Origin of the sequence: Limosilactobacillus sp., assembly GCF_051873075.1 — a bacterium.
Taxonomy (GTDB): Bacteria; Bacillota; Bacilli; order Lactobacillales; family Lactobacillaceae; genus Limosilactobacillus.
In genome coordinates, this window is record NZ_JBJEEM010000035.1 from 123,433 (window position 1) to 144,284 (window position 20,852).

The window sequence follows — 20,852 nt, forward strand, 5'->3', positions numbered from 1 at the left end:
CTAAAAAGGGCCGGATCACAAAATAGTTTAGATCCCGGCCTTTTTATGATTCTATTCATACAGAAAAAACTAAACCAATTTATTTGACCAAGTAGATCTGCTCATCGATCAGGTCAAATGAATGGAGCTGTTGGTTGACCTTCTGCAGGTCCGCATCCTGGCTGAGCTGGGCCGCTTGCCAGAACTTCTTGGAGTTGGTGGCTCCGTCCTTTTCACCGATAACCAGGAACTTGATGTCCGGGTAGTCCTGCCGTAAGAGTTGGAGGACCTCCCAGTCGCTTTCGCCCTTATCCGGTGCCCAGGACATGATGACATAGTCCACCTGTTCCCCGTACTTTTTGATCGCACTGATGGCGTCGAGCTTTTCGATCGTGGTGACGGGGTGTTTGCCGGTCTCATTTTCCTGGACCCAGGCCTGACTGTCAGTAGTGTAGATCTGCTGGTTGGCGTTATTATTGCGCAGACCCTTGGAAATGTAGCCGTTGCCCGCCATGATCTCGAGGACCGGGGCCCCATTCAGGTAGTCAGAAAGGGCCTTGGCAAATGGGGCGTTGACGTAGGACCACATTCCGTAGGTATCCTCGAGGTAGTCCCGGAAGTTCCGCAGGGCCCGATCCAGCTTCGGGAGGGCCTCACTGTACTTGTTCCAGAGCCGGTCACCACGGGGGTCGCCTTTCGGATACTGCTCGTTGACCTGTTTGAAGATGGTGTCTTGGATATCGTCCGGCAACAGCAGGGTCGGCAGTGGCTGCGGCAGGAGACCGTTCTTTAACAGCCGGTCGCTTTCTAGGGCGTTGTTAACCAGGTACTTGATTTCTGGAAAGTCGTCGAAGAGGTCGCGGTCATGCATCAGTTCACTGATATAAGGATCCTGGTGGACGGCTTGCTGGGCCTTCTTGACGCGTTTCTTAAGTTTCTTGAGCTTCTTTGGATTCATACAAATTCCTCACTTTAACTTCAAATCGAGTTGCTCCTGCTTGCCGTAGAACTTATCGGTGTCGTGCCGGTTGGTTCGTCCCTTGAGGTAGCCGTCGATCAATTGGAAAATCTCGTAACGGTCGTCGCTGGATAACACTGTGTTGTTAAACAGGAGATCCTTGTTGGAAAAGAAAAGTTTGGCGAGGTCAAAATCGTTGCGGTCGGTTTTCCCCGTCAAGTAGTCGAGACTCACGTTGAAAAATTCGGCTAATTTGCGGGCCTCAATGTAGGACGGGGTCCGGATACCCCGTTCCCAATTCCCAATCTGAGAGGCAGTGTTGGGCTTTTCGCCCGGCCCTAAGTGTTCGTTGAGGTGGTTAGCCAATTCCTTTAGTGTAATTTTCTGGCCCTTACGTAAAGCGCGCAGTCTTTCTGGAAACATGTGCTCACTTCCTTACTGTATCATTATTATTTTACCATTGACGGCGCCAATTGACAGGAAAACGGTATACAAAGTAACAGAAAGTGTGCTAAACTATTCGCATTATTTCAAAAAATACAACATGGGGTTAATCAAATTGAGTACAGTTGTTAAGAAAAAACGTCACCGTTTACGAAACTGGCTGATTGGGATCGTCAGCGTCATCATCGTCGCTATGCTGGCGGCGGGAAGCTACTTCTTCACGGTGGCGATGGTCCCGAGCCATAAGAGTTTCATTCACCAATCTACGTCACGAATCAGCCGCAGTGACCCGCTCTACCGCCAGAAGACCTGGTTCGCCGATGCCAAGAAGCAGCACTGGACCATGGAGTCGGCCAGTCGTCACTACCGGCTGGATGCTGACTACCTCCCGGCGGCGCACCCGACCGATAAGAGTGTGATTATCCTGCATGGCTTTATGGGTCGTAAGGAAGACATGGGGGCTTACGCGGCAATGTACCACCAGCTTGGCTATAACGTCCTGCTCCCAGATGCCCGCGCGCATGGTCACAGCCAGGGAAAGTACATCGGTTACGGATGGCCCGAACGCTATGATGTTCGCAAATGGGCGAAGAAACTGATTGAAAAAAACGGGACTGACAGCCAGATCGTGATCGCCGGAACGAGTATGGGTGGCGCTACCACCATGATGACCAGCGGGATCAAGCTGCCCAGTCAGGTAAAGGCCTTTGTGGAGGACTGCGGTTACACCAGTCTGAATGATGAGCTGAACTATGAAGCCGGGAACTTGTACCACATCCCGACCATTTTGCGTTGCCCGTTGATTGCCATCCTCAGCGGGATCAACCGGGTTCAGAATGGCTTCTTCACGGGGGAGGCCAGTTCGGTAAAAATGCTGCATAATAATACCAGGCCGATGCTGTTCATTCACGGTGGCAACGATACCTTTGTTCCGACTAAGATGGTTTACCAAAACTACGCCGCCAGTCGTGGGCCGAAGAAACTCTGGGTTGTTCCGGGGGCCAAGCACGCCGCTTCGTTTGACCACGACCCCAAGGCCTACCAGCAGCATGTCCAGGCCTTTTTGCAACAATACGTAAAGTAAGGAGAAAATTAATATGATAATGCTGATTTTATCTTTAATCGTAGCCGTCGAGCACCTGGGGATTATGCTCCTAGAGATGTTTGGCACGCCTCAGCAACAGGCCCAAGCGTTTGACATGCCATTAGAGTATGTCAAGCAAGCACCGGCCCGCGTGGCGCTGGCTAATCAGGGGATCTATAACGGGATGCTGGGTGTTCTGCTGATTCTCAGCTTCTTGCTCTTTCACGGCGCCGTCTTGGTTATAGTTTTGCGTCTGTTACTAGGCTTCATCGTGGTTGTGGCCTTGTACGGGGGAATGACGGCGACCCGGAAGATCTGGCTGGTGCAACTGTTGCCGGCCGCCCTTGCCTTGCTGGTTACTTTTTTATAGAACAGATAAAAAATACCGAGCCCACAATGGGTTCGGCATTTTTTTAATCTAGGGACTGGGAGTAGACTAATTCATCAGTTGAAATCTGTTCGTTCAAGGCGTTTGCCAGCTCCTGCGAGAGTTTCCCAGCGGCCAAGCGTTCCTGGACAAAGCTGTGTTCCCACTGGAAGGCCTCAATCGAGAGGTTGGTGATCATGTCCGAATCAAGATCCTGTCCACGGCTGAAGAGTTGCTTCTGCTGGAAGAAGACCCGGCGGACCATCGCGACCTCGTTGGCATTGGTGGTGTTCTCCACCGAATGAAGGTACTCATCCACATTGTTGTTGACGATTGTGAGCACCTTCAAAATAGCCTGACGTTGCTGCTTGATGGCCTGCACTGTCTGTTTGTGACTGGCGGCGGGCATAATGTCCGGGTGGTACGAACGGAGGTGGCGCTTCCGGAAGAAATGCCACTTGAGGCGATGCCAGAAAAGGCTCGTGAATTCGGTCAGCTGATGCTGCGGTGAGCGGAAGATTGACCGATTGACAAAGTGAGCATACATGGCGGCCTCCCGATCGCTGATGGCCCCGTCCGCATTTAGCTGGTCCAGGGTCTGCATTTCGACCTTATGAGCCCGGCTCATCAGCTGGGTAAAGCGTTGCTTATTGAACTGGTGGTACTGGTTCATCTGGGTGCTGAGCTGGTCGATGACAATTGCCCTTTCCCGTGAGTCCTCCGTCTGGGTCCGCAACTGGTTGATGGCGTATTGGACCGTGGCGATGAGCTGACGGTGAAATTCTTCTGGCGTGTAGCTTTGCGACTTAGCTGGCAACATGAGCGGGAAGACAATCGCCCCGACCAGCAGGCTGATGAGGATGACGATCGCTGCAATCAGGATCATGGAGTTCCGAAAGGCGAAGGCGTGGTGGTTGATCATTACCGGCAGTGAAAAGGCCAGTGACAGGGTGATTGTCCCGTGGATTCCCCCGATGGCCATCAGGATGCTGTCACGGTTGAGCTGGTCGTTGGCTGAGCCGATCCGGACCAGTCGGAAGCGGACCCAGCAGTACCGCAGCAGGGTCATGATCAGGTAGAGAACCAGCGAGATCACGAAGAGGCGTCCTAAGTTGGGAAGGCTGGTGCTCCTGAGAACCTGAGGGAGCAGGACTCCGAGGAGGACAAAGACCAGCCCATTGAGCGCGTCGCTGATGATTGTCCAAGTGGTGGTGGTGGCCATCTGGACCTTGGTCGAGGTCAGGCGCAGACGGTTATAGAGAATACTATGTACTACACCGGCGGCCACCACGGCGAGGATGCCGGAGAAGTGGAGTTCCTCGGCCAGCCAGTAAACGACAATTGGGGTCATAACGTTGATAGGGATGACGATCGAGCCGATGTCGACGTGGGATCGCATCAATTGGGTCCGCAGTTTAATCAAGAGAAGGCCCATGATTGCTCCGAAGATGATCCCCCCGAAGAAGACGTAGACAAAGATCCACAGACCGTGGCCGACTGAAAAGTCCCCCGAGCGGTAGGAAGCTAGGGCAAGGTCGAGGAGGACGATTCCGGAGGCGTCGTTGAAGAGCGACTCGTATTCGAGAGCTCCGTTGACGTTTTCGGGAACCGACATCCCCGTGGTGATCGACTTAACCGCCACCGCATCAGTCGGAGTGATGATGGCAGCGAGCATGAAGGCTAGGGCAAACGAGAAGGTCTGCGGCATTGCCAGATGAAGGATGGTTCCGGCAATGATGACGGTTACCAAGGACAATACCACTGCAATCGAGAGGATTGATCGGAAGTTGCGCGAAAGGTAGGTAAACGACTGGTTTTGCCCGTCGTTGAACATTAAGGGCGCGATGATCACCATCATGAAGATTTCTGGATGCATCGTGAAATCAGTCGCCGTGGTCGGCAGACTGGCGAGCAACACCCCAGCGATGATCTGGTAGATCGAGAGTGGGATCTTAGGGTAGATCAGGTGAATAACGTTGGCCACGACGACCGTGGTCAACAGCAAAATGATTCCCAATAGTAAAGCCAATGAAAAAACACCACCTTAAAGATTAATAATATTATAAACAGACTGCGTCATTTTAACATTGGGGGCGCGAATTTGACAACATACTGAAAAAACGAGGCTGGCGAAAATTTTCGCCAACTTCGTTCTATTCACGTCCCAGCAGCATCTTGACTGCCATTGCGATGTTGTAGATGAACAGCAATAGGGCAATCAGCAGGGCAAAGGTTAACAAAACTCCAAACAGGGCCCCGGCATGGAAGGTCGCCTGATACAGGGATGCAATACTCATTGTAAGGATCGCAAAGATGATGTAGAGCAAGGGGAAAATTTGTGACCAGAAAGCCTTGCGGGCGTTTTTAGTGATACTTGGGTCGTCGCTTGCCCGGGCGATAATCCAAACGATGAGTGGAAAAATCACCGGAAGAAACAAGATGCTAAGGTAGGAAAGGGCATTGACGATCCGGCTGGTGGTACTGCTTTGCATATTAAACATCCTTTTTTACGTTTATTATGCCTGATCAGTCAGGGGAGTGCAATGATAAGGCACTGGAGGACAACGACTAGGCCGATAAAAGTCGTCCAGTCCCGACGCGTTAAGGGAATCCGGTGCGCACTAGTCCGGGCCTGTCCCTCCACGAAACCGTGACTCTCCATGGCTTGGGCCATCTGATCTGCCCATTGGCTGGCAGCCAGGATAGCCTTGAAGTAGAGCCGCGGCGACCACCAGTGCAGGGTGATTCCCCGCATCTGGCCCGCAATTCGGATGAGGCGGACCTCCTGGTAAATGCGGGGGAAGAGGTTAAGGGCGGCTAGGACCCCGTATGCAAATTTACTCGGGAGATGGCAGTTCTGCTCAAGGGACCGCACCAGTTGCAGGGCGCTGGTGGTGCAGCTAACCGCCGACCCGGTCAAGACGTAGACGTAGAGCCGACTCACCAGGACCCAGGCAAAGTAGACGTTGCGGCTGGGACTGAAGAATGCGATGGTGACGAAGATCGCGACCGCCGGAATCAGGGTAACGGCAATCATCCAGGTTAGCCGGCGCCAGCTCACCCGACGGTAGATCAAGTAGGCCAGAGCCAGGATGATAATCACCACGTTGCTGAAAAGGTGATTGGTAAAGGTAACCTCCAGGGCGATGATAAGTACCAGAAATAATTTTAAGCTTGGATTCATTCTTGCACCCCCTGATAGAAAAGCTTTCCAGCATCTAGGTGAAGGTGGTAGTCCACCAGTTGGTCAAGCCCCGTCAGCTGGTGGCTAATGATTACGATGGTTTGGGGCAGGGCGTGTTGGCAACGCTTGATTAGGTCAAAGACGGTGGCCAGCGAGTCCCGATCAAGGCCGGCGAAGGGTTCGTCGAGCAGGAGTACGGGGTGGCCAATCATTAGCATGACCAACAACTGCAGCTTCTTGCGCTGGCCGCCGCTGAGCGAGTACACCACCCGGTCCTCCATCCCTGCTAGACCAAAGTCATTTAAGATCGTCTTCAACCGATTGTTAGTGAATACGGGCTGGCGCTGATAACGGGCACTAAGGGCCAATTCTTCGCCGACAGTAACGTTGAGGAACTGTTCGTTGGCCTGCTGGAAGGCCAAGCCGACTTGGTAGTGATATTTCCCGGGTGATAATTTCTGAATATCGTCTTTTAGGTAATCAATCTCGCCCTGGTAGGGGATCAGTCGGGTGAGCGCCTTGAAGAAAGTCGATTTTCCCGTTCCGTTTGCCCCGGTCAATAGGGTGATCTTATTTTTAATGATTGCCAGGTCGGGGATGGTGAGCAGCTCCCGATTGCCGCGGCTGATCTTGACGTCGTTGAGCCGGATGATCGCTGGCGCCGTTGTTGCTGGAACGGAAACCTGGAGTGGCGTACTAGCAGTGGCATCCGCTCGTTTAATGACGGCCGTTCCTTGGGCAGGGGTGAGGGCCGTCAGTTTTCCCGCGACGAAATGGAAGACGTGGGGGCTGAGTGTGGCATAGCCGTGACAATCGTGGTCGGTCACGATAAGTGTGCGGCCTGGTTGGGCGGCCCGCCACCGGACCAGCTGTTGGATTAAAAAATGCCGGTTGTGCTCGTCAATGGCGGCAAATGGTTCGTCGAGGAGAAGCAAGTCAGGGTGCATCGCCATGACGACTGCCAGGGCGACCTTCTGCTGCTGGCCGCCAGAGAGGGTCGTGATTTTCCGGTCGAGCAGGTCGCCGATTTGGCCAAAGGTGCTGGCTTCCTGGATTCGTGCTGGCATCTGGCCGGGTGCGACCTGGCAGTTTTCAAGGGTGAATTCGAGCTCGTGACGGGGCGTATCCATGGCAAACTGCATTGCTGGATCCTGAAAGAGCATCCCCATTCGTATTGGGTGCTGGTTGACGGTTGCCCGTCTGATCTGCCCGGCAGTCACCTGGCCGCCGTATTTTGGCAGCAAGCCGGCAATCAGCTTAAGCAGGGTGGACTTCCCGCAACCGGATGGCCCGATGATCAGGGCTGCTTCACCCGCTTCAATGCACATGTCGAGGCCATTGATAACGGGGTCCTGGTGTTCAAATTGAAAGCTGAGCCGTTCAATATTGATGGCCTTCATAATGATTTACCTCCGGATAACGTGGGCCCGATCAAGCATGTTAATGATCAGCTTGTTCAGCACCCCGGCAAAGAAGAAGATGGAGATGAAACGAACGATGAACATGACCACCAGCATCTGGCCGGCAAAGTGGCTGTAACCATTTCTGAACCAGTCCCAGGCGAAGGTAATGATGGTCGTCGAGGTCGTTACCATGATGATGGTTAGCCAGTTGTAGATGCGGTAGCCGGTGAGGGTGAAACCCAGCTCGGTCCCAATCCCTTGGACGACCCCGGAGATCAAGTTGGAAGCCCCCCACTGGTCACCAAGGAACATTTCAACTGCGGCGCCGAGAAATTCGCCGAGAAATGAGGACCCCGGAAGACGGAACATGAAGCCGGCAAGCGGCCCGGACATGCACCAGATCCCCATGGTAATGTCATTGGCAACGGGTCCGTAACCTACTGGGGTAAGCAGGAGAGTCAGCCCGTTATAGACGAACGCTGCTGCATAGTAGATTACCCCAAAGATGATTCCGATGAGGGCAAGTAGGATGATATCGCGTAAGTGAAAGCCTTTCTTCATAACTAAAACACTCCTTTGATAAATTAGGGCAAATAAAAAGCCCACAATGAAAGACATCGTGGGATACGGACTTATTTTATCAATGAAATTGTACCGAATCTTCCTCCGCTGGTATTAGCCAGGTCAGGTTCAATGGGTATTATCTCAGCCGAATGGCACCCCAGACATCGTGTTAATTCTACCCCCTTATAATACATAAAATGTGCTTAAAGTTCAAATAGCAGAAAGGGCGTGCAGAAATTTCCCGGAACAGGTACAATGAAAAAAGATTAAAAAAGGGTCGAGGGAAATGTCTGAATTAGCTTCAATTGTCTTGTTGATTGTCATTGGGATTATGGCGGGGATCACCAATGCCGCAGCCGGGCTGGCCTCGCTGGTTTCGTACCCATCGCTTTTAGCAATGGGGCTTTCACCAGTGATGGCCAACGTTACCAGCTGCTTTTCGACCGTGGCCAGCGGTTATAGCTCGGTCGTGGCCTCCGCGCGGGAGCTCCGCAACAACCGTAAACAGGTGTGGATAATGATCCCCGTGGTCCTGGCCGGTGCGTTCATCGGCGCGCTCCTGCTCTTCACCCTGCCCAGCAAGTGGTTCCAGGAGCTAGTACCGATCTGCATTGGCATGGCAGGAATCGTCCTGATCGTGCCTCATCGGCCACGGCAGGCCCGCCCGGAGCTGGTTCAGAACAGCCGGGCGTTTGGTCGGTCCCGCCTGTATCGTTTCATGGCCTGGGTGGGGATCTTTATTGTGGGGATCTATGCTGGCTATTTCAACGCTGGTGCCGGGGTCATGATGCTGACCTTGCTGACGGTGGTCAATCGCCAGCAGTCCTTTGCCGTTAACAACGCCCTGAAGAACGTGGCCATGACGGCGACCAACACGATCTCCGCCATTATTTTTGCCATTGAGGCGGTTATTTACTGGCATTACGTCCTCCCGCTGTTTGTTGGCAACATTATTGGCGGAATCTTGGGCCCGATCATTGTTCGTCGCTTGCCTGGTCGCCTGATGCAGGTCGTCGTCGGCAGCGGGGCTTTGATTTTGTCCGTATCGCTGGTTATTCGCAATATGATGTGAGGGTGAAATAATGCCAAGTCGTACCTTTCAGAACTTGAATGATGAGAAAAAACACCGAATCACTGCGGCACTATTGACCGAGTTTAGTCAGCACAACCTGCCCGATGCCGAGGTGGCGCGGATCATCAAGCGGGCGGAAATCTCGCGGGGGGCCTTTTACAAGTACTTTGTGGACCTCGAAGACGCCTACCAGTACCTGTTTGTAGTCGTGATGGCCAGAGTCCATGCGCCGATTACCGCACAGGCGGGCGATTTGACCGCGGCTGATTATTACCAGATGGTGGCGGGCTTTGTAGACCGGGTTCACCGCAGTCCTTATCGTGATTATATTCGCCGCCATTTTTTGACCAATGAAGGTATGCTTCCCAAGCAGCGGGCCGCGGAGCCGCGCAATGATACCGAATGGGCGGTGATGATCCTTTGCCACGCTGCCATCAATGAGTGCCTTCGGGATCCTGCTGACCAGGCCCGGGTATTGACAAGTCTGCAGAACACTTTGCAAAAATTGCTAGACTGAAAAAAAGCTGCCGACGAACAATTTGCTCGTCGGCAGCTTTTTCAGTTTTGCTATGACTAGTGTTCCTTGAATAGGTTAGTCAAGTGGTCCATGAAGACCTTCAGGTAACGTTCCTTATCAACGTTGATGGCAACCTTAACGTTCGGGTTAGGGTCGTTCAACTTGGAGTTGTCACCGATGATCCGTGCGTAGTATGGACCTTCTTCGTAGACACACTTAACGAAGAGGCTCAACGTGGTAACGAAGGTTGGGTCGATCCCGACACCGACAGCCAGTGGGTCGTGAATGGCACAACCGTTCTTGTCGATGTCCAGGTTGTAGTAGGCATCGATGTAGAAGTCGGTAATGTCGGCGTAGGCCTTACCAGCCTTGGTACCGAGTTCACGCCATTGTTGAGTTTCCTTCTTGGTCAGCAGCGTCCGCAGGGTAACATCCAAGCCAACCATGGTCAGTGGCAGGTCAGAAGTCAGCACTTCGTTAGCAGCCTTTGGATCCTGGTTGATGTTGGCTTCGGCAACCGGGGTAACGTTCCCTTCAACCGTCAAGGCACCACCCATGAAGGTAACGTTGCCGATCAAGTGGGCAATTTCAGGGTCCTTCTTAAGGGCAGCAGCCAGGTTGGTCATTGGGCCAGTTGGGATGATGATCAAGTCCTTGCCGTACTTGTGAGCGGCGTCGATGTAGAAGTCGACCCCGGATTCTTCTTCAACGCTCCGGCTTGGGGCAGGGAGTTCAACTTCCCCGATCCCGTTATTTCCGTGAATGTCCTTGGAAACCTGCATAACATCAAAGTGGTCCGTCGTGCATGAGTGTGGCAGGCCCTTAAATACTGGAATATCGGTGTGACCGAGCAATTCCAGCAGCTTCAGACTGTTTTCGGCACAGACATCGAGCAGGTTGTTACCGTAGGAGCTGACGATCCCAATCAGGTCAACCTCTGGGTCGGCCAGAGCGTAGGCGATTGCTAAAGCGTCGTCAACACCGGTATCCAGATCAAGAATCATTTTTCGTTTAGCCATATTAGTCCCTCCAAGATTAACTAAAATTTACTATCTACATTTCTATAATAAATTAGTTTTTTAGTAAACACAATAGGTAAAGCGTTAAACATGGTAGCGCTTTATTAAAATTTTAATCGGCTAAGAAAATGTTATAATGATTAAACAAAAAAGAAGAAAGCGAGGCCCGTATTAATGACGGAAGAAAGCTATGATGTAACAATTATCGGTGGTGGCCCAGCAGGAATGTTTGCCGCTTTCTATTGTGGACTGCACGAATTGCACGCTCAGCTGATAGAAAGCTTGCCCCAATTAGGGGGACAAGTCGCGGCCCTGTATCCCGAAAAGCAGGTTTGGGATGTGGCCGGTCTTCCTGGCGTCACTGGTCAGGAACTCGTTGACCGCCTGAAGGACCAATTGACGGTGGCGCCGATCGACCAGTTCTTGAACGAAACGGTCGATGACGTAATCAAGGAGGCTGATGGGACCTTTACCATCAAGACCGCCCAGCGAATCTCTCATTCCAAGGCCGTTATCATCGCCTTGGGAAATGGTGCTTTCACTCCACGGCGGCTGGCGCTTGATGGTGCTGAAGAACTTGAGGGGCAACAGTTGCACTACTTCGTCAATCACAAGGCTGATTTTGCCGATCAGCGGGTAGCGGTCTTGGGGGGTGGCGATTCAGCCATTGACATTGCCCTGATGCTGGAACCAGTAGCCCAAGACGTTTACCTGATCCACCGGCGGGACCGGTTCCGGGGATTGGAACACACCGTCAGCAAGTTGAAGCAGTCCACGGTACACTTAGTTACCCCGTACCTGCCAAAGAGCCTTGATAAGACGGGGGATGCGGTCACCATTGGGCTGAAAAAGATGCGCAGTGATGAAGAAGACCAGTTGACCGTTGACCAGCTGGTAGTGAACTATGGCTTTACTGCCAATAACGCGGCTTTAACGAAGTGGTCATTGAACTTGGTCAGCGAACGGCACCTCCTGAAGGTTGACTCCACGATGCAGACTAGCGTTCCCGGGGTCTATGCCATCGGTGATGGGGTGACCTATCCAGGAAAAACGGCCCTAATTGCGACCGCCTTTGGGGAGGCGCCAACCGCTGTTACCGCCCTGGCCAAGCAACTATATCCCGATAAGCGGCTGGCAGCCCACAGCTCTTCGATGAATATTAAACGCAAATAAAAAATAAAAAAGCCCGCCGAAAATGTGAAGCTGGAAAGAAGTAAGCCTGGAGGTTTCCCAGCCCAACTATCTGGCGGACTTTTATTTTATCGTTGACGAAGCAGCCGGTCGAGGATGTCAAGACCAAGCTTGAAGAAGAGACAGAGGTTCATCAACCAGAAGAATTTGTTGAAAACGTGCCAATGAATAACGGCGAGGGAGAAGTGGCAAAGGTTGTATACGACCACGAGGAAGATATAGAGGAGGTTGGCCCGCAGGATGTCCTTGGACCAGCGATGGCGGACGATGTAGTTCCAACACTTACGAAGATAGTTTAGAAGGCTTTCCATGACTATTCCCCTATAAGTTAGCGACCAGCGCGGCGACGAGAAAGAAGACGATGGCGGTTAGATAAGAAATTTTTAGGTTATCACGCATTAATATACACTCAGCTTTTCTAGTATTGAAGATTCCTTTTACTATACTATAATATAGTGTTGTTTTTGATTAATGTAAATTCATAAAAGGAGAGAGCGGGTTTGAGTAAGAAGATAAAGTATTGGGCGTATGGGCTCTTCTGCCTGGCGGTTATCCTATTGGCAGTTGTACCGCAATTGCACAGCACCCACCAGCGTGCCCAACAAACGACCACCCACCATGAGGCTGCCAGTCGGCCCGTCCAACGGGAGACAAGCAGTAGCCAGCATATGCGTACGCCGATTGATTGGCGTAAGTCTTCAGAGACAGTTCCCTACCCAGACCTCAACAAGGTTAAGGACCTTTGGGTAAAGGTCGACCTCAAGGGGAACCGGACCTACTTATATGATGGTCAAAAGGTTATTTACACGATGTATAGTACTGGCGGGATCTATGAGAAGGATGCTAAGACCGGCAAGCTGAAGAGCGCCACGCCGACTGGAACCTTCCATGTGCAGCAAGAGCGCGGCGACAGCTTTTACAATGCTAAATTGCAGGAAGGGGCCAATTATTACACTTCCTGGCTAAACCATGGCGAGTACCTTTTCCACAGTGTCCCGACCAAGGCGGATGGTTCCTATAACCAGAAGGAGGCTGCTAAATTAGGCAAGACCCAGGGATCGCATGGTTGCATCCGGTTATCGGTTCCCGACGCACGGTGGATGGAACAAAACTTACCGGTCGGTACTAAGGTTGTTGTCGTTGGTTAATCAGCGGAATGGCCACTTTTAGGCCGATCAGGACCGCGTTAATTAAGATAAATACAATGATAATTGCCAGCCAGGTGAGCTTAACGATGGGGATAACCATCGCCAGCAAATTGTAAAAGATGGTTAGGATAACCAGGCCCCCGTTACTGATGAGCAGGGAGCGAAGAAATTCTGGGGTTATATATTGCTTATACATGTGGCGCCTCCTTTAGTGAATGGTAACCTTGGTGTTCTTAGGCAGGCCCTGGAGCCATTTTGCATCCGGCCGGGACAACTGGATGGAGTTGGGAAAGTTGAAATCAGTCTTTAGCCAATTCTTTTTTACCTGCTTCTGGTCAATAGCTGCTGGGGCGATGATGTAACATTGCCGGTTCAGCGCTGACCAGTCGCAACCGGCAAAAGTGTGCCCGGCCTCAACGTGATCAATTTGTTGGCCATGCGGTCCCCGAAAGACAAGTGAGCGCTGGTTGGTCGTGACCCGGGCGTGCATGATGTAAATTACCCGGTGTCCTTCTAGAACGTAGACCCGCTTTAGGTCTGCTACCGCGATGATTCGCAAGTGGTCCCGTTGGCTTAAGTTCGGATAGCTTTTCTTTTCGGATGGCTTATTGATATTTGGGTGACGGAGCCGATTGACGTTGAGCACCTGACTCGTTTTACTGGCGCCGGTGATGAAATGACTGCTGTCTAAGTAGGCATGGATATTGATGAATAAGACAATAACGCCGAAGAGAATAGTCGTCAGCAGGATAAATTGTTTTTGCTTGCTGTTCATAATTGTTGGTCAATCCCTTATGATATTAGTATCAATCCTATCTTATCGTATTTTGGCGATTCATTAACCACTTTGGAGGAGAAAATGAAGAAGTTTTTTGCAACCTTAATGATGATTCCCCTGCTGCTTGGAATCATCGTGGCTCCTGTGCATGCGGCACCACTAATCGATGCCTCGGCGGCGATAATGGTTGATGCCTCGACCGGTCAGGTAATTTATGAACAGAATGCCCAGCAGAAGCTGCCAATCGCCTCGATCAGCAAGCTGCTCACGGCGATTGTGATTGAAGATGAGGTTCACAGCAATCAGATTACGGGCAACACTAAGGTTAAGATTGACAGCGGAATCGCCGAGATTTCCAACAACCCCAACTATTCAGCAATCGGCCTGCAGGAGGGGCAATCGTACACCGTTCGGGAGTTGTTGAATGCAGCCCTGGTAAAGTCAGCTGACGGAGCAACGATGGCGCTATCGGCCGCGGCCGGCGACAGCCTGGATGAGTTCAACATGAAGCTTCAGCAGAAGGCGCAAGACATCGGGCTGAAAAATTACACCATCGTAAATCCGGTAGGGCTGAACAATGGCGATCTGCTGTCACTGGCCTCTAAGCAGTATTCAGATAAGGCCGAAAACGAGATGACGGCTACCGATGTCGCCATCATGGCACGCTACCTGATCAAACACTACCCGCAGTTGCTCCAGGTAACTGCCCAAAAGCAGGCAACCTTCACCATTGCCAAGGGAAAAACGAAGACGGAAAAGAACCTTAACGAGATGCTGCCTGGGGGAAAGTATACCGTGCCCGGGGTGACAATTGACGGCCTGAAGACGGGAACGTCCGATACTGCGGGTGCCTGCTTTGTCAGCACCGGTAACTACCGGGGGCACCGGATAATCACGGTGGTCCTGCATGCCAACGGTAAGAACAAGGATAATCGCTTTGTTCAGACACAGCGCCTGTACCAGATGCTCAAACAGAACTTTCATCTGCAGACTATTGCCCTGCCGAAGAATATTCAAAAGCAGCCACTGGCTAACGGGCAACAGCGTCAGGTAACCCTTAGCCCGCGTCAAATAACTGTTTGGAGTACTGGAAATGATGTTCGCAAATACACGTTGGCGCTTAAGCTGAATAAACGCTACCTAAACGATAAGGGACAACTAGAAGCCCCGATTGCCCATAAACATAAGCTAGGGGAATTGGAACTGTCGAGCAGTCAGTTGAAGACCCTGTATGGTCAGCCATTGACCTACCAGCTTTCCAGCACGGATAACGTTGCCCGTGGGAACTTCTGGCAACGGTTGTGGTATTGATATTTAAAAAGAGTCCAGCAATTTTGCTGGACTCTTTTTTGGATGATTAGCTGAAGGTACGGCCGTTAAACCAGGCAAACATGTTGTCGACCTTAGCGTGGTCAATTTCCTGACTGGTCGACAGTAACTGGTAAGTGACCGCTGGGGTCTTGGTTAACCGGTCCGTCAGTGCAAAGCCGTTCTTCCGGTAGAAACGCAACCGTCGCAAGCGCTGATGATTGTTAGTGGCCACCGAGTTTGGCTGTTCAATATCCAAGATCAAGGTGTCGGGGGCGTAACGATGCTTTAGTTCATCGAGAATCTGGCTTCCGTAACCCTTGGAACGAACCTGGTCATTGACGGCCAGGTAGAGGACATAGTGAATCCCATGGTGGTGGATGACGTACGAAAGACCCACAAATTGTTCTTGGTCATAGAATACGAGAAAGTCAGCCCGCGAAAACAGCTGCTTGAAGAGCAGCCGGCTCCAGCTTTCTTGTTCATATTTAGGAAAGGCGCGGTAGTAGAGCGCCTTAACCTGGCGATATTCAGGCAAACTTGATTTTAGCGGTTTAACTGTTAAAGACAAGTACATCCCTCCTATGTATCTATAATGATTTTATCAGACTGGAAACGGCTTGCCAGCAAGCCTAGCTTAAACTTAGCAGATTATTAAGGAAGTATTTCCCGGGAAATAAAAAGGACCGCGATGAGGGAATCCCTCGTCACGACCCTAAATAGTACGTTACTTGTTATTAGCATCTGGGTTGGTAATCTTGATCCGGTTAGAATCGGTTGAAGAGTGGTTCTGTTCTGGCGCATCGGTGCTGAAGTCGTTTTCGGTCGACTGATCATGGTTCTCTGAGTAGAGACTGGTCGACTTATTCCCCTTCTTGCGTTCGATCTTTTCGGCTCGTTTCAGCCCATTTGAGTAGTTGTAGTCAGCCGGGTTGACGGCTTTGAAGCCCTTCGGATGGTAGAAGCGAAGGAGGTTCTTCTCGTTGAGCGAGTCGGACAGGCTCAGCTCGGTGTTGACCAGCTGGTGGTCCTTCTTGATCCGCTCCTGCTGCTTCTTGGTCAGCTTGGCTTCCTTGCCGGTCCGGTTATCGTAGACTGTGCCGCCAATCACCGTGTAGTGAGGGGTAACAAAATCTTGGTTACGGAAGGCGACCACTTGACTGTGCTGACTTGAGAAGAGGTCGGTTCCAAACTGGATGTAGCGCTTGGAAGAGATTCCGAGCAGATGGAGCAAGGTCGGCAGGACGTCGATCTCACCGCCATAGGTATGGTCGATGTGCCCGTGACCGCCAGAATTCGGAATGACGAACATCAGTGGAACCCGTTGGAGCTGGGCGTTGTCAAAGTCGGTCCAGTCATCGGCATTCTTGCCCAGCACGCTGGCCAAAGAGGTGTTCTCGCTGTTGGAGATTCCGTAGTGGTCCCCATAGATCATGATGATCGAGTGGTCATAAAGCCCGCTCTTCTTCAGGTAGTTGAAGAATTCCTGGATCGACTGGTCAAGGTAGTGGGCGGTCACAAAGTAGTTGTCGACAGTGCTGTCCCCGGTATTGGTAGTCTGGAAGTTCGGATCTTTGTCCTCATCGTCCAGGTCGTACGGGAAGTGGTTGGTAACTGTAATGTACTTGACGTAAAACGGCTGCTGCAGGGTCTGCAGGTACTTGATTGAATCCTTGAAGAGCAATTTATCTTTCAAGCCATAGCCGGTTGCTTTATCGCCGGAAGTGTCATAGTAGCTGGCGTCGAAGAAGTACTGGTAACCAAGGTTCTTGTAGACGTTATTCCGGTTCCAGAAGCTGGCGACGTTACCGTGGAAGACCGCACTGGTGTAACCGGCCCGCTGGTTGAGGATTGCCGGTGCGCCCTGGAAGGTGTTGTCGCTACCCAAGGTGGCAAACAGTGAACCTTGCGGCAGACCGAAAGTTGAGGTTTCGAGCATGTTTTCCGCGTCGCTGGTCTTACCCTGGCCGACCTGGTGGAAGAAGTTATCGAAGGCATAGGTATCATTGCTGTGGTAGAGCGAATTGAGGAATGGAGTGACCTCCTGGCCGTTGATCTTCTTGTCGATCAGGAACTGCTGAAAGCTCTCCAGGTGAATGACAATCACGTTGCGTCCCTTGGCGATCCCAAACATTTGCGGGTTAGCCTTGGCATAGTGCTTGTCGGTGAATTTCTTGACCTTCTCCAACTCTGACTTGGTGGCACTCTGGCGCATGTCGTTGATGTGTTGGGATTTGACCAGGTCATAGCCGGTGAAGGCGTCGATCCCCAGGTACTTGACGATGTAGTTGCGGTCAAACGTCCGGCCCAACAGCTGTGGCCGGCTCATCTCACCACAGGCTAGGTTGACACCGAAGAGTACCAGCGACATCGAGGTGAAGGCAAAGGCCAAGCGACTGCCGATCGCGCGGGGGTCAAAATGGATCTTCTTGAACAGCATCAAGAGAATAATGACTACGATGTCGAGCCAGTAAAAGACGTCGTGAAGGTTGGTCAGGGCTAGCGAACTCCCGCTAAGCCCCTGGTTAACCTTGGAGTAGCCCGTCATCGTGGCGATAGTCATGAAGTCTGTGAACTCCCGGTAGTAGATCACGTTGAGGTAGAGCAGGAGCGTATTGGCAATGTCTAAGCCCATGATCACCGGGTAGAAGAAGCGCGCCCGTTTGAAATAAAACGCCAGGCTGTAAATTAGTGCGGTGGTTGCCAGGGGGTTGAAAATCAGAATCAGGAATTGGAAGATTCCCTCGACCCCGAGGCTGAAATCGGTAAAGTAAGCAAACAGGGTTTTGAACCAAAAAAGGACAACTAGGAGGACGAAAAAGCCAATCCTAGTGTCCACAAATTTGCTTAATTTTTTCATTAGGAATGTTCCTCGCAATCAAAGTGTTTGTTTAACTTGCCAGAATAAATTTAGCAAATCAAAAATATTTTATCACAGATTAGCGCGAAACATGATTTTCGGTTCAATCATTGGGAAAACTTAATTCTTTACGGGGGCCGTTGGTCCGGTCAGCCAGTCGTAATTAAACAGTTGCTTCAGATGGCGGTTAACCGGGATCCAGATCCCCGCGTTGAGGATGTCTTTTAAGGATGCCAGCCAGCTCTTGTCCTGGCGGTATTGCTTAGTGAGAGGAATTTTGATCTTCTGGCCGTCCTCGGTAACTACCTTGACGGATTTGCCACTGACGGCCACGATTCGGGCGGCGACGATGTCGGCGTTGCTTGTATCTTTTAATTTCATGTTAATCCCTTCCTTCTATGCTTTTAAGTTTAGCCGATGGTTGTGAAGAAAGTGCGACCAAAACCCTAAAGGCTGGATAAATGTTATTAAGAAAGAATTAAGGCCAAATCGCTACAATCGCTCAATTGGAAGCGGTACAATGAAGAAAATGGCTAATAGGAGGATGATTGTCGATGACAAAACTTAATTTGTACCTGGTTCGGCACGGGCAAACCTACTTCAACATCTATAACAAGCTGCAGGGCTGGAGCAACTCGCCCCTGACCGAAAAGGGGAAGCAAAATGCTCGCGATGCCGGAAAACGGCTCAAAGACATTCACTTTGCTGCGGCATTTTGCAGCGACACAACCCGGGCGATGGAAACCATTCAGACGATCCTGGACCTCAACCAGGCCGATTCGGTTGACCACCCGGTAACCTCACCGTACTTTCGGGAGGAATTCTACGGCTCCTATGAAGGGACCAACATGGACCTTGCCTGGTACAACGCCGGGGCCCCGCACGGCTACAAGAACTTCCACGACATCGTTACCGATCATTCCATCGGCACGGCTAAGGATTGGCTGAAGGATGCCGACCCCTTCCATGACGCGGAAAACAACGCCGAATACTGGGAACGGATGGACAAGGGGATTGCCCTGGTCCGCAATGCTGACCTGCCAGACGATGCCAACGTTCTGTGGGTTAGCCACGGCAACACCTTGCTGAGTCTGGTGGAACGCTTTGGCGGTGGTAAGTATGACGTCACGGTGCGGCCGAAGAACGGCAGTCTGACCACGGCAACTTTAACGGACGACGATTTTAAGATTGTTGATTACGATAAGTGATCCTAAACACAGCGCGGAGGCCATCACAGCCCCCGCTTTTTTATTTACTTTGTTATTGATAGCGTTTTCACGAGCTGATATAATAAGCCCATAATTTCCTAAATCGAACGTGAGGTGGAGAGAAAATGAATGAGAAAAAGGGAGTTAATACTAGTGAACTGACCCTGCTGATTATCGGTTCAACGATCGGGTCGGGGGCGTTTGGCATTACCAGTGACCTGGCGACTGCCGCTGCCCCGGGTCCGGCAATGATCGCCTGGGTAATCGTGGGGATCGGGGTCTTGACCCTGGTCTTGTCACTGAACAATCTTTCACAGAAGCGGCCCGACCTCGATTCCGGGATCTTTAGCTATGCGGCCGCGGCGTTTGGCCCATTGGGTGAGTTTGTATCCGGCTGGGCCTATTGGCTGTCGGCCTGGCTGGGGAACATCGCCTTCGCGACCATTACGATGAGCGCTCTAGGGACCTTCTTTCCCAAGCTCTTCAAGAACGGGCAGAACCTTTTTTCAATCATCATTGCCATTATTTTAACGTGGGTTTTGACGTTCCTGGTTAACCGGGGAGTTGAGTCGGCAGCGTTCATCAACTCGATCGGGACGATCTGCAAGATCATTCCGCTGGTCGTCTTCGTTATCTGTGTGATTCTCGGCTTCAAGGCCCGGATCTTCACTGCGGACTTTTGGGGCAACGTTGCCCAGAACGCCCACAGTGCCAAGTCCGGTTCCGTCTTCGATCAGATCAAGGGTTCCATCATGGTCATGATGTGGCTCTTCGTGGGGGTCGAGGGGGCTTCCGTGCTTAGCAGCCGGGCCCGGACCCGTTCCGATGCCGAGAAGGCTTCTATCTTGGGATTGGCTAGCCTGTTGACGATCTACATTGTGGTTTCTGTCCTGCCTTACGGGGTCATGAGCCGGGCTGAGCTGGCTGCCGGGGGTCAACCGGCCCTGGGTGCCATCATGCAACACCTGGTTGGCAACTGGGGTGCTGCTCTGATCAGCATTGGGCTGATCATCTCTGTCCTGGTCTCCTGGCTCTCCTGGACGATGCTGCCGGCTGAGTCGCTGATGCTGATGGCCGACGATCAGACGTTGCCAACTTCCTGGGGTGAAGTGAACGCGAAGAAGGCACCGACCCGGGCCCTAGTCATCACCGGGGTCCTGCAGTCCCTCTTCCTGTTCTCATTACTGTTTACGTCCTATGCCTACAACTTCGCCTACACCCTGTGTACGGCAGCCATCCTGATCTGCTACCTGTTAGTGGGGATCTACCAGATGATGTACAGCTGGCAGCATCAGGAATGGGGACAGTTTATCATTGGGCTGATTGCCACCCTGTTTGAACTGATGGCGATGATCCTGTCGGGCTGGAAAGAGGTCATGATCGTTTCTGTTGGTTTCCTGCCTGGCTTCATCTTCTACCTGCAAGCCTGCAAGGAATTTGGCCACCAGGTCACTAAGACGGAGAAGTGGGCAATGGTTTTGATTGCGATTTTCGCGGTGGCTTCGTTGGTCCTGGTTGCTAACGGGACGATTTCGATTAACTAGGAGGAGTAAACAGTTAACCAGAATGTTATCAAATACCGTCGAACGCAATCAACTTGGAAAGGCGGCGCTATCGGTGATAAGAACAGAGAAGGCAAAACTATACCCGAATCGAATGATGAAAAAAGCTCTCGATGATCTATGTGATTACCGCCGTTATTGTTGGAACCAGGGTTTAGCTTTGTGGAACGACATGTATGACGAGTCACTCATTATGGACGATCAGA

General features: G+C 51.7%; 24 protein-coding genes and 1 riboswitch. Of the genes, 10 read left to right on the plus strand and 14 right to left on the minus strand.

The features are described from left to right. Positions 1-79: 79 nt before the first annotated feature. Both ACI31J_RS04595 and ACI31J_RS04600 read right to left on the minus strand, forming a co-directional pair. Positions 80-937 carry an SAM-dependent methyltransferase gene (locus ACI31J_RS04595; RefSeq protein ID WP_439773260.1) on the minus strand — a complete coding sequence of 286 codons (858 nt, stop codon included), beginning with the start codon at positions 935-937 and terminating at the stop codon, positions 80-82. 9 nt (positions 938-946) lie between these two features. Beyond that, on the minus strand, positions 947-1,360 hold the full coding sequence (locus tag ACI31J_RS04600; RefSeq protein ID WP_057806894.1) for a helix-turn-helix domain-containing protein: 414 nt from the start codon (positions 1,358-1,360) through the stop codon (positions 947-949). Between the two features lie 121 nt (positions 1,361-1,481). Here ACI31J_RS04600 and ACI31J_RS04605 point away from each other — a divergent pair, with 121 nt between their 5' ends. Together ACI31J_RS04605 and ACI31J_RS04610 are read left to right on the plus strand one after the other, a co-directional pair. Continuing rightward, complete coding sequence (locus tag ACI31J_RS04605) at positions 1,482-2,465, plus strand: alpha/beta hydrolase (RefSeq protein WP_439773261.1); 984 nt, start codon at positions 1,482-1,484, stop codon at positions 2,463-2,465. Positions 2,466-2,478: 13 nt separating this feature from the next. Further along, positions 2,479-2,835: a DUF1304 domain-containing protein gene (locus ACI31J_RS04610; protein WP_320610075.1), complete on the plus strand. Its 357-nt coding sequence runs from the start codon at positions 2,479-2,481 to the stop codon at positions 2,833-2,835. A 43-nt stretch (positions 2,836-2,878) separates the two neighbouring features. Here ACI31J_RS04610 and ACI31J_RS04615 read toward each other — a convergent pair whose 3' ends face one another. From ACI31J_RS04615 to ACI31J_RS04635, 5 genes are all read right to left on the minus strand, one after another. After that, positions 2,879-4,861, minus strand: a complete 1,983-nt coding sequence (locus ACI31J_RS04615) for a cation:proton antiporter (protein ID WP_439773262.1) — start codon at positions 4,859-4,861, stop codon at positions 2,879-2,881. A gap of 124 nt (positions 4,862-4,985) precedes the next feature. Beyond that, entirely contained in the window at positions 4,986-5,324 is a 339-nt protein-coding gene (locus ACI31J_RS04620) for a DUF4870 domain-containing protein (RefSeq protein ID WP_320610657.1), read from the minus strand. A gap of 38 nt (positions 5,325-5,362) precedes the next feature. Then, positions 5,363-6,016, minus strand: a complete 654-nt coding sequence (locus ACI31J_RS04625) for an energy-coupling factor transporter transmembrane component T family protein (RefSeq protein ID WP_439773263.1) — start codon at positions 6,014-6,016, stop codon at positions 5,363-5,365. Next, positions 6,013-7,416 (minus strand): ATP-binding cassette domain-containing protein, encoded by a 1,404-nt coding sequence (locus ACI31J_RS04630; protein ID WP_439773264.1) that lies wholly within the window; start codon positions 7,414-7,416, stop codon positions 6,013-6,015. The genes ACI31J_RS04625 and ACI31J_RS04630 overlap by 4 nt, the downstream gene beginning before the upstream one ends. Positions 7,417-7,422: 6 nt before the next feature. Further along, entirely contained in the window at positions 7,423-7,980 is a 558-nt protein-coding gene (locus ACI31J_RS04635) for an ECF transporter S component (RefSeq protein WP_439773265.1), read from the minus strand. Positions 7,981-8,063: 83 nt separating this feature from the next. Beyond that, positions 8,064-8,153, minus strand: a riboswitch (TPP riboswitch). 116 nt (positions 8,154-8,269) lie between these two features. On the opposite strand from ACI31J_RS04635, the gene ACI31J_RS04640 reads away from it, so the two are divergent. Together ACI31J_RS04640 and ACI31J_RS04645 are read left to right on the plus strand one after the other, a co-directional pair. After that, a complete protein-coding gene (locus ACI31J_RS04640) occupies positions 8,270-9,055 on the plus strand; it encodes a sulfite exporter TauE/SafE family protein (RefSeq protein ID WP_439773266.1) in 786 nt (261 codons plus the stop codon). A 10-nt stretch (positions 9,056-9,065) separates the two neighbouring features. After that, on the plus strand, positions 9,066-9,572 hold the full coding sequence (locus ACI31J_RS04645) for a TetR/AcrR family transcriptional regulator (RefSeq protein ID WP_439773267.1): 507 nt from the start codon (positions 9,066-9,068) through the stop codon (positions 9,570-9,572). A 56-nt stretch (positions 9,573-9,628) separates the two neighbouring features. Here the strand turns inward: ACI31J_RS04645 and ACI31J_RS04650 are convergent, their stop codons facing one another. Continuing rightward, a complete protein-coding gene (locus tag ACI31J_RS04650; protein WP_439773268.1) occupies positions 9,629-10,591 on the minus strand; it encodes a nucleoside hydrolase in 963 nt (320 codons plus the stop codon). A 174-nt stretch (positions 10,592-10,765) separates the two neighbouring features. Here ACI31J_RS04650 and ACI31J_RS04655 point away from each other — a divergent pair, with 174 nt between their 5' ends. Beyond that, complete coding sequence (locus ACI31J_RS04655) at positions 10,766-11,764, plus strand: NAD(P)/FAD-dependent oxidoreductase (protein ID WP_439773269.1); 999 nt, start codon at positions 10,766-10,768, stop codon at positions 11,762-11,764. Between the two features lie 86 nt (positions 11,765-11,850). On the opposite strand, the gene ACI31J_RS04660 is transcribed toward ACI31J_RS04655, so the two are convergent. After that, on the minus strand, positions 11,851-12,093 hold the full coding sequence (locus tag ACI31J_RS04660; protein ID WP_439773270.1) for a hypothetical protein: 243 nt from the start codon (positions 12,091-12,093) through the stop codon (positions 11,851-11,853). Between the two features lie 189 nt (positions 12,094-12,282). Between ACI31J_RS04660 and ACI31J_RS04665 the strand changes: the two genes are divergently transcribed. After that, on the plus strand, positions 12,283-12,930 hold the full coding sequence (locus ACI31J_RS04665; RefSeq protein ID WP_439773271.1) for a L,D-transpeptidase: 648 nt from the start codon (positions 12,283-12,285) through the stop codon (positions 12,928-12,930). Here ACI31J_RS04665 and ACI31J_RS04670 read toward each other — a convergent pair. Continuing rightward, positions 12,908-13,126 (minus strand): hypothetical protein, encoded by a 219-nt coding sequence (locus ACI31J_RS04670; protein ID WP_439773272.1) that lies wholly within the window; start codon positions 13,124-13,126, stop codon positions 12,908-12,910. The two genes, ACI31J_RS04665 and ACI31J_RS04670, sit on opposite strands and share 23 nt — an antisense overlap. Positions 13,127-13,138: 12 nt before the next feature. Further along, positions 13,139-13,705 carry a hypothetical protein gene (locus tag ACI31J_RS04675; RefSeq protein WP_439773273.1) on the minus strand — a complete coding sequence of 189 codons (567 nt, stop codon included), beginning with the start codon at positions 13,703-13,705 and terminating at the stop codon, positions 13,139-13,141. A gap of 84 nt (positions 13,706-13,789) precedes the next feature. Between ACI31J_RS04675 and ACI31J_RS04680 the strand changes: the two genes are divergently transcribed. After that, positions 13,790-15,019, plus strand: a complete 1,230-nt coding sequence (locus tag ACI31J_RS04680; RefSeq protein ID WP_439773274.1) for a D-alanyl-D-alanine carboxypeptidase family protein — start codon at positions 13,790-13,792, stop codon at positions 15,017-15,019. Between the two features lie 46 nt (positions 15,020-15,065). On the opposite strand, the gene ACI31J_RS04685 is transcribed toward ACI31J_RS04680, so the two are convergent. The 3 genes from ACI31J_RS04685 to ACI31J_RS04695 all read right to left on the minus strand — a co-directional run bounded on the left by ACI31J_RS04685 (position 15,066) and on the right by ACI31J_RS04695 (position 18,257). Then, positions 15,066-15,587: a GNAT family N-acetyltransferase gene (locus tag ACI31J_RS04685; protein WP_439773275.1), complete on the minus strand. Its 522-nt coding sequence runs from the start codon at positions 15,585-15,587 to the stop codon at positions 15,066-15,068. A 156-nt stretch (positions 15,588-15,743) separates the two neighbouring features. After that, positions 15,744-17,876 (minus strand): LTA synthase family protein, encoded by a 2,133-nt coding sequence (locus tag ACI31J_RS04690; protein ID WP_439773276.1) that lies wholly within the window; start codon positions 17,874-17,876, stop codon positions 15,744-15,746. A 120-nt stretch (positions 17,877-17,996) separates the two neighbouring features. Then, a complete protein-coding gene (locus tag ACI31J_RS04695; RefSeq protein WP_439773277.1) occupies positions 17,997-18,257 on the minus strand; it encodes a hypothetical protein in 261 nt (86 codons plus the stop codon). Between the two features lie 173 nt (positions 18,258-18,430). On the opposite strand from ACI31J_RS04695, the gene ACI31J_RS04700 reads away from it, so the two are divergent. From ACI31J_RS04700 to ACI31J_RS04710, 3 genes are all read left to right on the plus strand, one after another. Then, a complete protein-coding gene (locus ACI31J_RS04700; RefSeq protein WP_439773278.1) occupies positions 18,431-19,084 on the plus strand; it encodes a histidine phosphatase family protein in 654 nt (217 codons plus the stop codon). A gap of 125 nt (positions 19,085-19,209) precedes the next feature. Further along, the gene (locus tag ACI31J_RS04705; protein WP_439773279.1) at positions 19,210-20,628 is read left to right on the plus strand and encodes a basic amino acid/polyamine antiporter; all 1,419 of its coding nucleotides are present in this window, start codon (positions 19,210-19,212) and stop codon (positions 20,626-20,628) included. 73 nt (positions 20,629-20,701) lie between these two features. Further along, positions 20,702-20,852, plus strand: a 151-nt coding sequence (locus ACI31J_RS04710; RefSeq protein ID WP_439773282.1) for a helix-turn-helix domain-containing protein, incomplete at its 3' end; no start/stop codon positions are given.

What these genes read in the sequence shown, in the direction of transcription:
- ACI31J_RS04695 (WP_439773277.1), bottom strand. Translation starts at nt 18,257, where the DNA reads ATGAAATTAAAAGATACAAGCAACGCCGACATCGTCGCCGCCCGAATC.
- ACI31J_RS04640 (WP_439773266.1), top strand. Translation starts at nt 8,270, where the DNA reads ATGTCTGAATTAGCTTCAATTGTCTTGTTGATTGTCATTGGGATTATG.
- ACI31J_RS04620 (WP_320610657.1), bottom strand. Translation starts at nt 5,324, where the DNA reads ATGCAAAGCAGTACCACCAGCCGGATCGTCAATGCCCTTTCCTACCTT.
- ACI31J_RS04595 (WP_439773260.1), bottom strand. Translation starts at nt 937, where the DNA reads ATGAATCCAAAGAAGCTCAAGAAACTTAAGAAACGCGTCAAGAAGGCC.
- ACI31J_RS04675 (WP_439773273.1), bottom strand. Translation starts at nt 13,705, where the DNA reads ATGAACAGCAAGCAAAAACAATTTATCCTGCTGACGACTATTCTCTTC.
- ACI31J_RS04600 (WP_057806894.1), bottom strand. Translation starts at nt 1,360, where the DNA reads ATGTTTCCAGAAAGACTGCGCGCTTTACGTAAGGGCCAGAAAATTACA.
- ACI31J_RS04650 (WP_439773268.1), bottom strand. Translation starts at nt 10,591, where the DNA reads ATGGCTAAACGAAAAATGATTCTTGATCTGGATACCGGTGTTGACGAC.
- ACI31J_RS04605 (WP_439773261.1), top strand. Translation starts at nt 1,482, where the DNA reads ATGGGGTTAATCAAATTGAGTACAGTTGTTAAGAAAAAACGTCACCGT.
- ACI31J_RS04635 (WP_439773265.1), bottom strand. Translation starts at nt 7,980, where the DNA reads ATGAAGAAAGGCTTTCACTTACGCGATATCATCCTACTTGCCCTCATC.
- ACI31J_RS04690 (WP_439773276.1), bottom strand. Translation starts at nt 17,876, where the DNA reads ATGAAAAAATTAAGCAAATTTGTGGACACTAGGATTGGCTTTTTCGTC.
- ACI31J_RS04645 (WP_439773267.1), top strand. Translation starts at nt 9,066, where the DNA reads ATGCCAAGTCGTACCTTTCAGAACTTGAATGATGAGAAAAAACACCGA.
- ACI31J_RS04700 (WP_439773278.1), top strand. Translation starts at nt 18,431, where the DNA reads ATGACAAAACTTAATTTGTACCTGGTTCGGCACGGGCAAACCTACTTC.
- ACI31J_RS04670 (WP_439773272.1), bottom strand. Translation starts at nt 13,126, where the DNA reads ATGTATAAGCAATATATAACCCCAGAATTTCTTCGCTCCCTGCTCATC.
- ACI31J_RS04630 (WP_439773264.1), bottom strand. Translation starts at nt 7,416, where the DNA reads ATGAAGGCCATCAATATTGAACGGCTCAGCTTTCAATTTGAACACCAG.
- ACI31J_RS04625 (WP_439773263.1), bottom strand. Translation starts at nt 6,016, where the DNA reads ATGAATCCAAGCTTAAAATTATTTCTGGTACTTATCATCGCCCTGGAG.
- ACI31J_RS04655 (WP_439773269.1), top strand. Translation starts at nt 10,766, where the DNA reads ATGACGGAAGAAAGCTATGATGTAACAATTATCGGTGGTGGCCCAGCA.
- ACI31J_RS04610 (WP_320610075.1), top strand. Translation starts at nt 2,479, where the DNA reads ATGATAATGCTGATTTTATCTTTAATCGTAGCCGTCGAGCACCTGGGG.
- ACI31J_RS04705 (WP_439773279.1), top strand. Translation starts at nt 19,210, where the DNA reads ATGAATGAGAAAAAGGGAGTTAATACTAGTGAACTGACCCTGCTGATT.
- ACI31J_RS04680 (WP_439773274.1), top strand. Translation starts at nt 13,790, where the DNA reads ATGAAGAAGTTTTTTGCAACCTTAATGATGATTCCCCTGCTGCTTGGA.
- ACI31J_RS04660 (WP_439773270.1), bottom strand. Translation starts at nt 12,093, where the DNA reads ATGGAAAGCCTTCTAAACTATCTTCGTAAGTGTTGGAACTACATCGTC.